We start from the raw sequence: 3,770 nt of genomic DNA, 5'->3' as shown, positions 1-3,770 counted from the left end.
TACTTTAATCGTTTATTTAGATCGCTAGCTGTTTTGATAATAAAAGCCGTGTCTTAAAGGACGCGGCTTTTTTGCTACAAAGCAGCCCCCCGCGTTATTTAAGCAGCGTCTTTTAGTGACTGATTATCACCACACATATCTTCAGAAAATTTCTTATTTTCTTTAAGCACAGCATTGCCATAAATCGTTGTAAATTGGCAAATTTGTGCCTTGCCACTCACATGAGCATTATCATGAATTTTTGCACAGGGACCAACACGCGCCGAGCCAGAAACCTTGGCATTGTCATAAATATTGCTACCATCATAAACTATAGCTTTATCAAAAACATGAGCATTGCCATAAGCTTTTGACCACGCAGCAAGGCGTGATTTACCGTAGACATGGGCATCATTAAACACAAGCCCACTCACATACGCATTTTCATAAACACGGGCATTATCATAAATAAGAGCTCCCTCAGTAATAACGGCATTATCACTCACAACGGCATTGCCAAAAACATAGCCACCAATTTTTGCATTTCCATTAATGACTGCATTGTCATAAACATGTGCCTTATCACTCAAAACCCATGCCTTATCACTAATCACAGCATTACCATAAACCTTAGCATAATTCACAACACAAGCATTATTGCGTATTTTGGCATTTTCGGAAACGCTTGCTTGGATAACCATAGCATCATCATAAACCCAGCAATTGCCTTTATGAGACAGATCACTCTCATCTTTAATAAAGCCGCCCAATTGACCAGCTTTAACATCATCAAAATCTCTTAAAGCACGAATGCGATAAAGAGTTTGATTATTAAACACACGCGTTTCATTAGTAAGTTCATATTTTGGAGAAGTTTCTTGATTTGTAACTGTAGCACTCATGCTAGTAATCCTATTCGTTTAAATTGTTTGTTATTAACAGCCCTATAAGGGCGTCGGGCGCTAACAAACACGGCGAATAGTCCGTCGTCACACTTTTCTCATAAAGAGTATTGTATGATGTGACCACACCCGACAAAATCGTTATATGCTAGAGATAGCATAAAAGAAAGTCAGTATTTTAAGAAATGGGAGAAACCTTATCGTGATTTATCCGCTATTCGCTATAGTGTTTGTTAAGCACTTGCCAACCTCAATAAACGAACCTTTCTTTAAAGTCAATACGTATTTTTTATTTTTTTCATTTTGATACCTACCTAGTTGAATATCAAGTGCTTTTAAATTTTACTTTTGGTTTTTAGTATAAAATGTAGTGCGTAAATGAACATGTTTATTAAACTGCGTGTATGCAACATGAGAAAGAATGAACAAACTACAAAAAAGTACCAAAGAACGATATCTAAATACCAAAATACAGTATAACTATTTGGAAAAATTAAAACGACAAGTGCTAAACTTATTAGCTTTAAGAGTCGGTGCATATGCTGTTGTAAATCACGTGTTAATATCTTCCAACCTGTTGTATTTCCGCATTTGTATTTTGGGTTGTTTTGCAACTCAGAAGGAATATTGGAATTGCATAAAATTGCAAAAACCGTTGTGACTATTACCAAAGAAACAGATGCGAATGTCAAAATACTCTGAATAAAGTAAAGATTTTTTTTAATTCCTAAAAAACATAAAAATATAAAAATTATAATACCAAACAAGGCTCTTAGCTGCTTATCTGTAAACATATTTATTTCCTGCGGTTTTTGATAATTTTTTGATCTCTTTATTGAGCTCATCTATAAGAGGTTCGTAATTGAGAACGCTTTGCGGAATACCACCCCCATAAACCCATGCTTTCACTTGCGCCTTGGTACTGTAATCAACTTTCTCAGGCATCTCATGATACTGACCACCGTCAAATTCTTCGTATTCTCTTGTGCCATCATCATATTCGTAAAGATTGTAAAAATACTCAGCTACCCCTAATCCCCATGGTGCATATCCAACCGCTGTTGCAACCCACTTTTTTCCCCCCTTCTGTTTACGTTTTTTTAAAAACATCTGGTTTAATATCCCCTATCTAAATCCATAACTTTACCAATGGGTTTATTCGCCTCAAAATGGACTGTACAGAAGCGTTTTTAATTTCAATGTGGTTTTATCACAAAATCTTTAAATCGCTCTGTACGGTGCCTTTCTGTCAATTTAAACGCACGTCTATTCTCAAAATCATCAGCAAATTTCACTACTTTGCTGTTTTTTCGGATGCTTTTAAATACGATTTCATGACTGATAATCCCGACAAAAGCTCTATTTCTGATCCATAAGTGTCTTTAAGCGTAGATCGCTGTTGCAAGTTGATTGAAGCTTTCTGAAAGGTTATTTGCGAAACTGTTTGTTGATGATTTATAGCATGCGGTTGCATATAGTTTTTCCGTTTCTAATTTTTTGTGTTTCTTAATTACCAATCCATATTCTGGATGCGTAATCCAATTATCCCAAGCGCTTTGCCAATCGCGTTCATTTGCATTTCGACATGGGTTGGATTTTGAAAAGCGTACAAATTTTTCAAATTCTGATAAGGCTTCATCATGCGTTAATCCTTGTTCAGTTGCGTATTGAAAATCGGGTTTGAAATCTTCTAGTATTCTTTCAACCTCTTGTTTTTCGCTTATTTTCTTTGTTCCTTCAAAAAAGTTTGCTTTCTCTGGAAAATAAGCAGGCATCATCGTGTCAAAGATTTCTGAAAGTTTTTTTCCAACCTTTTTAACTTTTCGTGAAGGCAATTTCGCAATCATCGCTTCGTTAATTTGCCATCGGTTGTTAACTTCGTTTGAAAGATTGATATTTTGCTCGCGAATGATTGGTTGTTTGGTTTCTATCGTTTTGATTTGTTCTGATTGGCTTTCAACATCACACTCGATTGCCTTTTCAACAAAATCGTTTGTTTCTAAATTTTCAAAATCAATTTCTCTTTTTGATAAAATAATATTTTTATTTTTTTTGTTATTGTTAATGTTAATGTTATTGTGCATTTCCAAGCATTGCTCGTGCATTGCGTATGCATTGCTTGTGCATTGCTCATGCATTGCACGTGCATCATCATTACTTTTATCTTTGTTTTTATCCCATCTAGCTTTTGCTGCTTTTGAAGCCTTTTCCGAAGCTTTATCTAAATTCTCATTAGAGTTATTGAGTTCTTCCTCAACATCTAAATTCCACAAACGACCGTCTGCTAAACGAACAAGGTATCCTTCTTCAAGCAAGACATTTAACGCTGCTTCGAACTTCTTCACTGAATAACCAGTGTAATTAGATAAAACTTTAATATTATAAAAAAGAGGTTCACCAGTACGCAACATACGTAACCGTAATCGCATATAGATATTGCCCTCTACAGCAGGCAAATAATCAACAACTATTGCCCACTGGTCTGCAAAAAGCCTCGTCCATGGCAACTTAGTTGACATACTTCACCTCCCTTTCTTTATTATTATTGCAAGTGAAATTATCTAGCTCTTCAGTGACGTTATTGAGTTCTTTTTCAACTTCTGAATTCCACAACCCACCATTGTCTAAACGTATGATGAATCCACCTTCAATCAAGGAATTCAAAGCTGCTTCAAACTCTTCTACTGGATAACCAATCCAACGAGCTAATACCCTTAAGTTGTTTAAAATAGGCTCACCAGTATGGAGCATTAGAAGTCGCAACATGACATAGATACATTTCTCGGTCGGCGACAAACAACCAAGAGTAAGAAGCCACTTGTCTGCAAAAAGCCTCGTCCATGGTAATTTACTGGACATACCCCAATTCCCTTTCTTTAACTAAATATA

General features: G+C 35.8%; 5 protein-coding genes. All 5 read right to left on the bottom strand.

Annotated elements, in window-relative coordinates:
* Window positions 1–98 precede the first annotated feature (98 nt).
* The gene (locus tag ACFIKR_RS08915; RefSeq protein WP_375647782.1) at window positions 99–881 is read right to left on the bottom strand and encodes a hypothetical protein; all 783 of its coding nucleotides are present in this window, start codon (window positions 879–881) and stop codon (window positions 99–101) included.
* A gap of 335 nt (window positions 882–1,216) precedes the next feature.
* Window positions 1,217–1,675: a hypothetical protein gene (locus ACFIKR_RS08910; RefSeq protein ID WP_375647781.1), complete on the bottom strand. Its 459-nt coding sequence runs from the start codon at window positions 1,673–1,675 to the stop codon at window positions 1,217–1,219.
* Window positions 1,662–1,991, bottom strand: a complete 330-nt coding sequence (locus ACFIKR_RS08905; protein WP_375659598.1) for a hypothetical protein — start codon at window positions 1,989–1,991, stop codon at window positions 1,662–1,664. Before ACFIKR_RS08905 ends, ACFIKR_RS08910 begins: the two co-directional genes overlap by 14 nt.
* Window positions 1,992–2,263: 272 nt before the next feature.
* Window positions 2,264–3,400 (bottom strand): hypothetical protein, encoded by a 1,137-nt coding sequence (locus tag ACFIKR_RS08900; RefSeq protein WP_375653471.1) that lies wholly within the window; start codon window positions 3,398–3,400, stop codon window positions 2,264–2,266.
* Window positions 3,390–3,740, bottom strand: a complete 351-nt coding sequence (locus ACFIKR_RS08895; protein ID WP_375659597.1) for a DUF1376 domain-containing protein — start codon at window positions 3,738–3,740, stop codon at window positions 3,390–3,392. The genes ACFIKR_RS08900 and ACFIKR_RS08895 overlap by 11 nt, the downstream gene beginning before the upstream one ends.
* Between the last annotated feature and the right edge of the window lie 30 nt (window positions 3,741–3,770).

The organism is Bartonella sp. MR30HLJHH (assembly GCF_042194195.1).
GTDB lineage: Bacteria > Pseudomonadota > Alphaproteobacteria > Rhizobiales > Rhizobiaceae > Bartonella > Bartonella grahamii.
Note: the sequence above shows the minus strand (reverse complement) of the source record. Positions and strands in the feature narration are given on the sequence as shown.

Coding starts and splice junctions, on each gene's coding strand:
- ACFIKR_RS08900 (WP_375653471.1), bottom strand. CDS start 3,400: ATGTCAACTAAGTTGCCATGGACGAGGCTTTTTGCAGACCAGTGGGCA.
- ACFIKR_RS08905 (WP_375659598.1), bottom strand. CDS start 1,991: ATGTTTTTAAAAAAACGTAAACAGAAGGGGGGAAAAAAGTGGGTTGCA.
- ACFIKR_RS08895 (WP_375659597.1), bottom strand. CDS start 3,740: ATGTCCAGTAAATTACCATGGACGAGGCTTTTTGCAGACAAGTGGCTT.
- ACFIKR_RS08915 (WP_375647782.1), bottom strand. CDS start 881: ATGAGTGCTACAGTTACAAATCAAGAAACTTCTCCAAAATATGAACTT.
- ACFIKR_RS08910 (WP_375647781.1), bottom strand. CDS start 1,675: ATGTTTACAGATAAGCAGCTAAGAGCCTTGTTTGGTATTATAATTTTT.